This is a genomic window from Streptomyces sp. HSW2009, assembly GCF_040240285.1.
Lineage (GTDB): Bacteria > Actinomycetota > Actinomycetes > Streptomycetales > Streptomycetaceae > Streptomyces.
On record NZ_JBEHZD010000485.1, the window covers coordinates 1 to 6,121 of the forward strand.

At 73.8% G+C, this 6,121-nt stretch carries 6 protein-coding genes and 1 tRNA gene; 4 read left to right on the plus strand and 3 right to left on the minus strand.

Annotation, left to right across the window (positions count from 1 at the left end; all coding sequences use genetic code 11):
* From AAHZ94_RS26915 to AAHZ94_RS26930, 4 genes are all read left to right on the plus strand, one after another.
* A partial coding sequence (locus AAHZ94_RS26915) for a hypothetical protein (protein ID WP_349995967.1) occupies positions 1–430 on the plus strand: 430 nt, incomplete at its 5' end.
* Between the two features lie 368 nt (positions 431–798).
* Complete coding sequence (locus AAHZ94_RS26920) at positions 799–2,142, plus strand: helix-turn-helix domain-containing protein (protein ID WP_349995968.1); 1,344 nt, start codon at positions 799–801, stop codon at positions 2,140–2,142.
* Between the two features lie 4 nt (positions 2,143–2,146).
* Positions 2,147–2,755: an oligoribonuclease gene (gene orn, locus AAHZ94_RS26925; RefSeq protein ID WP_349995970.1), complete on the plus strand. Its 609-nt coding sequence runs from the start codon at positions 2,147–2,149 to the stop codon at positions 2,753–2,755.
* Positions 2,756–2,849: 94 nt separating this feature from the next.
* Positions 2,850–2,922: transfer RNA gene (locus AAHZ94_RS26930), tRNA-His, on the plus strand.
* A 228-nt stretch (positions 2,923–3,150) separates the two neighbouring features.
* Here the strand turns inward: AAHZ94_RS26930 and AAHZ94_RS26935 are convergent.
* The 3 genes from AAHZ94_RS26935 to AAHZ94_RS26945 form a co-directional block, all read right to left on the minus strand.
* Positions 3,151–3,375: a hypothetical protein gene (locus tag AAHZ94_RS26935; RefSeq protein WP_349995971.1), complete on the minus strand. Its 225-nt coding sequence runs from the start codon at positions 3,373–3,375 to the stop codon at positions 3,151–3,153.
* A 335-nt stretch (positions 3,376–3,710) separates the two neighbouring features.
* A complete protein-coding gene (locus AAHZ94_RS26940) occupies positions 3,711–4,766 on the minus strand; it encodes a LacI family DNA-binding transcriptional regulator (protein WP_349995972.1) in 1,056 nt (351 codons plus the stop codon).
* Positions 4,767–5,288: 522 nt separating this feature from the next.
* Entirely contained in the window at positions 5,289–6,098 is an 810-nt protein-coding gene (locus AAHZ94_RS26945; protein ID WP_349995974.1) for a spermidine synthase, read from the minus strand.
* Between the last annotated feature and the right edge of the window lie 23 nt (positions 6,099–6,121).

Here is a 6,121-nt window from a genome sequence, read left to right on the forward strand (position 1 = left end):
GCCCCCGGCCCCGGCCGGCGCCCCCGGCGAAACGGCCGCGGGCCAGGTCGGCGCCGCCCCGTCAGCACGCGTGCCAGCGCCCCCGCCAGGCCCCGCGTCAGGGCCGAGTTGTCGGGGCGCGGCGCTCCTGCGGGCCTCCGGACGCGGCGGCTCCGGCGCCGGCGACCGGGTGGGGTGGGGTGCGTTCTGCTGGGCGCTGGTGCCGGTGGCCCTTCTGGCCTGCGGAGCCTCCTTCGGCGGCGCCGCCGGCATCGCGCTCGGGCTCGCCGCGATGACCGCAACCTGCCGTGCGCTGCTGCGCCGTACCGAGCGGCGGGCGGCGCGAATGAGCGGTGACCGACTCCACGGCCGCAGCGTACGAAGGGGACGTACGGCACCCGATGAGCCCGCTATGAGCGGCCTCTCCGATGGACGTACGACGGTCGGCTGATGTGCTCGTACGTTTGCGGCCAACTGTTTTCAGCCAACTTCGGAACAAGTTGCCCCTGTTCCTCAAGACACCCCCAAACCCGCGTCTGACCAGCTAGGAAAGGGGTGTTGGGGGTCTGGACTCCCTACGGGGAGTGGGCATCGGCGAAAGGCGCACTTCCCAGCAGGCGCTACGAGTGCAACGCTTCGTGATCGAATGCTTTACGCCAAGTTGTCATGTCGACTTACGGGCGAGTGGTGAACTGGTCACGGTGACCACACGCGACACAGTAGATTCGATCTTGGCCATGACCGGCGGGGGAACCGTTCAGGACCGAGGGGAAACGTGCAGGACCGAGAGGACGCGACCACCCAGGGGGGCTTAGTTCCATGAGCCAGGACTCCACAACCGTACCGGAGGCCGCCCGAAAGCTCTCCGGACGCCGCCGCCGGGAGATCGTCGCAGTGCTGCTCTTCAGCGGCGGCCCCATCTTCGAGAGCTCCATACCGCTCTCCGTTTTCGGCATCGACCGGCAGGACGCCGGCGTTCCCCGCTACCGATTGCTGGTGTGCGCGGGCGAAGACGTGCCGCTCCGGACCACGGGCGGGCTCGAACTGACCGCGCCGTACGGCTTGGAGGCCCTCTCACGAGCGGGCACCGTTGTCGTACCGGCGTGGCGGTCGATCACCCAGTCACCGCCCACGGCCGCGCTCGACGCGCTGCGCCGTGCGCACGAGGAGGGCGCCCGCATCGTCGGGTTGTGCACGGGCGCCTTCGTCTTGGCGGCGGCCGGGCTGCTCGACGGGCGACCGGCGACGACGCACTGGATGTACGCACCCACGCTCGCCAAGCGCTATCCGTCGGTCCACGTGGACCCGCGGGAGCTCTTCGTGGACGACGGGGACGTACTGACTTCGGCGGGCACCGCTGCCGGCATCGACCTATGCCTGCACGTGGTCCGCACCGACCACGGCGCGGACGCGGCCGGGGCGCTGGCCCGCAGGCTCGTCGTACCGCCCCGCCGCTCCGGCGGGCAGGAACGCTATCTGGACCGCTCGCTCCCGGAGGAGATCGGCGCCGACCCGCTGGCCGAGGTCGTGGCGTGGGCGTTGGAGCACCTCCACGAGCAGTTCGACGTGGAGGCGCTGGCGGCGCGCGCGTACATGAGCCGGCGGACCTTCGACCGACGGTTCCGCTCGCTCACTGGGAGCGCTCCACTCCAGTGGCTGATCACCCAGCGGGTGCTCCAGGCGCAGCGGCTCCTGGAGACCTCCGACTACTCGGTCGACGAGGTCGCCGGGCGGTGCGGGTTCCGCTCGCCGGTCGCGCTGCGCGGGCACTTCCGGCGGCAGCTCGGCTCGTCGCCGGCGGCGTACCGGGCCGCGTACCGGGCCCGTCGGCCGCAGGGCGGACCGCCCGAGCGCTCGGACCGGCCGGAGCGGCACGAGCGGGCCGACCGGCCGGAGCTGATCGAGCAGCGCCCGGGCGACCCGGTGCAGGTCCGCCGGACGTCCATGGCCGCGGCAGCCGCCCACGGCGGTCCTGCCGGCGCCACGGCGCTCACGCACGGCGGACTGGCGCACGCCGGGATGGTGCACGGCGGCCAGACGCACGGCGACCGGGAGGCCGGCAAGCCCGATTCGGACGCCTACGCCCACCGACTGCCCGAGCAGTCGGCCCGCACCCCGGGCCGCGCCAGCCTGCCCGGCCAGCGGGAACGCCCCGTAGGGTGACGGCATGAACGATCGCATGGTGTGGATCGACTGCGAGATGACCGGCCTCTCGCTGTCCGACGACGCGCTCATTGAGGTGGCCGCGCTGGTCACCGATTCCGAACTCAACATCATCGGCGACGGCGTGGACATCGTGATCCGTCCACCCGCCGAGGCGCTGACCACCATGCCGGACGTGGTGCGCGAGATGCACACCGCGTCGGGGCTGCTCGACGAGCTGGACGGCGGCACCACGCTCGCCGACGCCGAGCAGCAGGTCCTGGCGTACGTCAGGGCCCACGTGCCGGACGTGGGGAAGGCTCCGCTGTGCGGAAACTCGGTCAGCACCGACCGTGGCTTCCTGCTCCGCGACATGCCTGACCTGGAGGGCCACCTCCACTACCGGATCGTCGACGTGTCGTCGATCAAGGAGTTGGCCCGCCGCTGGTATCCGCGGGCGTACTTCAACAGTCCGCCGAAGAACGGCAACCACCGGGCGCTCGCCGACATCCGGGAGAGCATCGCGGAACTGCGCTACTACCGCGAGGCGGTCTTCGTGCCGCAGCCCGGCCCGGATTCCGAGACGGCGAAGGCCATCGCGGGGAAGCACGTCCTGCCGTCACCGAGGGCGTGACGCGGCTCGCTCCCGGCTCTCCATAAGCCGGGAGCGAGCACCCCTTCGGACCCTGTACACTTTTTCTCGGCCGGCAAGGAAAGCGCCGGTCATGGTGGGTATAGCTCAGCTGGTAGAGCACCTGGTTGTGGTCCAGGATGTCGCGGGTTCGAGTCCCGTTACTCACCCTGAACCTTTTTGGGGGGGCCCCCCCCCCCGCCCCCCAGAGGCGCGGGGCGGCCGGCCCCCCCGGGGGGGTGGGCGGGGGCGGACCCCCCTCCCCCCCCCCCCGCCCGCGCCCCCCTCCCCGCGCCGCCCCCCCCCCCAACACCGGTTCCCCAGGTTTGGGAACACGGTGGGAACAGCACCGGAGGGACACGCGCCTCGGCAGCACGGCGGGAACAGCAACCGCCCGCTCAGCCCTCCGGGGCCGGCCAGTGGTCCAGGTCACCGCCGCGCCACTCGATCTGTTCGGGATCGTCCAGCCTCAGGTCGTCCGGGTCCTCCACGCCGGCCCGGCGCAGGAACTCCGCCACGTCTCCGCGCCCGTGGGCCAGGCCGACGATGACACCGCGGATCGTGACCCGCCGCCCTCCGGAGGCCACCGGCGGATGGACGATCACGGGCGGGTGCTCAGCCATGGTTCCAGCGTGCGCCCGGGGCGGCCGGGTCGCACATCGGGCCCGGTCGTGCGTCGTGCTTTGGGTCGGCCGCGCTTGAGGGTCTGCCTCGCTTCGGAGTCTGCCTCGCTTGGGGGGGTCGGTCGCGGGCGGCCGGCGGGCTGGGGCTGGTGGCTGCTGCGGCTCGCTGGGCGGCGGGCCCGGGAGGGCCGGGGGGCCGGGAGACATGGTCGTACGACGGTCTGCGGCGGCGCCCCGCAGCGGCCCACAGGCGGGGCCCCGCGCCCCCGGGGCAAACGGGGCCACCGGGAACCGTCGGGGACCACCACGGGGCCGCCGCGGGGCGCCACGTGCGGTCAGGAGGACTCGCGGCGTACCAACTCGGCGGGGAGCACGAGTTGGGGGCGGGGCAGCGGCGTGCCGGTCTGGGGGGCGTAGCTGGCCATCTGTTCCAGCAGGACCCGGGCCATCGCGCGGCCCATCTCCTCCGTGGCCTGGCGGACGCTGGTCAGCGGCGGGTCCATGTGCCGGGCCAGGGGCGAGTCTCCGTAGCCGACGACGGCGACGTCGTCGGGGATCTTGCGGCCGTGCTCGCGCAGCACCCGGCGGGCGCCCGCGGCCATCACGTCGGAGGCCGCGAAGACCGCGTCGACGTCGGGGCGGCGGGCCAGCAGGGCGGCCATCGCCCGCCGGCCGCCCTCCTCGGTGAAGTCGGCCGGCTCGACCAGGTCCGCGGCGCGCGGCAGGTCGGCGGCCTCCAGCGCCTCGCGGTAGCCGTCGAGACGGCACTGGGCGGTGTACGTGTCGAGCGGCCCGGTGATGGTGGCGATGGCCCGCCGGCCCCGTTCGACGAGGTGGGCGACGGCCGCGCGGGCGCCGCCGAGGTTGTCGGAGTCCACGTAAGCGGCGGCCTCGCGGGCGGTGCGCCGGCCGCTGAGTACCGCCGGTATCTCCATCCGCTCCAACAGGTCGGGCAGCGGGTCCGCGGCGTGCGCCGAGATCAGCAGGACGCCCTCCACGCGGTGCGCCGCCAGGTAGTCCGCGAGCCGCTGCCGCTCCTTGGCGGTGCGGACGATGGTGAGCAGCAGTTGCAGGTCGGTGTCGGCCAGTTCGCCGCCGACGCCCCGGATGATGTCGGAGAAGTACGGCTCGGCGAAGAGTCGGGTCTCCGGCTCGGGGATGACCAAGGCCACGGCGTCGGCCCGGTTGGCGGCCAGGGCGCGGGCCGCTCGGTTCGGCACGTACCCGAGGTCGGCGACCGCCTGTTCGACCGCGGCGCGGGTACGGTCGCTGACCCGCGGCGAACCGTTGATCACCCGCGATGCGGTGCCCCGCCCCCCTCCCGCCCGCGCGGCAACCTCCTCCAGGGTGGGCCTGGTTCGCCCGGCACCCCCCCGTCTGGCCGCCGCCATCCGTGTCTCCCCCCTCATGCGCCGGTCCCCTCCATCGCGCCGCCGATCGCTAGACATTAAACAACAATCAAATGTCGGCAGCCGTGCCGCGCATCCGCCCCCGCGGCCCTGATCTGCGCCAATGCTTCAACTCCTCACAACAGGCGGCCGCTTCGGCGCCGACACGTGTTCACACCCCACAAACACGCCGCCGCGCTCCGCACGGGCCCCCGACCCATCCGTACGCGGGTTCTCTCCCCCTTACGCGGCGGGTCACGCGCGGGGAAACACGGCAGTAACGTGTCCGCGCCGCTGGTGACCACGGGGCCGATGGCCGCGCCGCGCCAGCGCGGCCGGGCGGTGGGGCGCGGTGGCGCGAGGGGGCAGCGAAACGTTTGGGCTGGCTGGGGCGGCGGAGGACGGCGATGGCCGCGGCGTGGCGGGTGGGAGCCGACGGCCACGGCGGGGTGGGCGGGGCTGATGGCCGCGGTGGGGCAATGGGGGCGAGACCCATCAGGTCAGGTCAGGTCAGGTCAGGTCAGGTCAGGCGAAGGTGTCGGGTGGTGGGGGCGGCGATGCGGTGGCGTCCGCGTCGGTGGTCGGGCGGGCGCCGCCGGTGAAGTCGGTGAGGGCGCGGCCGTGTTCGACCCGTGCCAGGTGCGGGTCACTGGCCGCGCGCCGGGTGAGTTCGGCGATCGGCAGCGGTTCGTCACCGGCCAGCAGTACGGCGTTGCCGAAGCGCCGGCCGCGCAGTACGGCCGGATCGGCGGTCAGACAGGCTTCGGCGAAGACCGCACGGGCGGTGGCCACTTGGCCGCGCAGATGCGTGAGCGGGGCGCCGTCGGCGATGTTCGCCGCGTACCAACCGCCGGGTCGCAGCGCGCGACGGACCTCGGCCAGGAACTCGACGCTGGTGAGGTGGGCCGGGGTGCGGGCGCCGTGGAAGACGTCGGCGATGATCAGGTCGGCCCAGCCGTCGGGCACCTTGCCGAGCCCCGCGCGGGCGTCGGCCGCGCGGACCCGGATGCGCCAGCCGCTCTCCCACGGCAACTCCCGGCGTACGAACTCCACCAGCGGCGCGTCCACCTCCACGACCTGCTGGGTGGAGCGGGGCCGGGACGCGGCCAGGTAGCGGGCGAGGGTGAGGGCGCCGCCGCCGAGGTGCACCGCCTGGACCGGCCGGCCCGGCGCCGCGACCAGGTCGATGACGTGGCCGAGCCGGCGCTGGTACGCGAAGTCGAGGTGGCCCGGGTCGTCCAGGTCGACGTGGGACTGCGGGGCGCCGTCGACCAGCAGGGTGTAGCCGCGCGGCCGGTCCCGGTCCCCGACGAGTTCGGCCCGGCCGCCGGCCACCTGTGCGCGGGCCGGTTCGGCGG

Excerpts from the sequence above, each read along its gene's own strand:
- AAHZ94_RS26920 (WP_349995968.1), top strand. The coding sequence starts at position 799 with ATGAGCCAGGACTCCACAACCGTACCGGAGGCCGCCCGAAAGCTCTCC.
- orn (WP_349995970.1), top strand. The coding sequence starts at position 2,147 with ATGAACGATCGCATGGTGTGGATCGACTGCGAGATGACCGGCCTCTCG.
- AAHZ94_RS26935 (WP_349995971.1), bottom strand. The coding sequence starts at position 3,375 with ATGGCTGAGCACCCGCCCGTGATCGTCCATCCGCCGGTGGCCTCCGGA.
- AAHZ94_RS26940 (WP_349995972.1), bottom strand. The coding sequence starts at position 4,766 with ATGGCGGCGGCCAGACGGGGGGGTGCCGGGCGAACCAGGCCCACCCTG.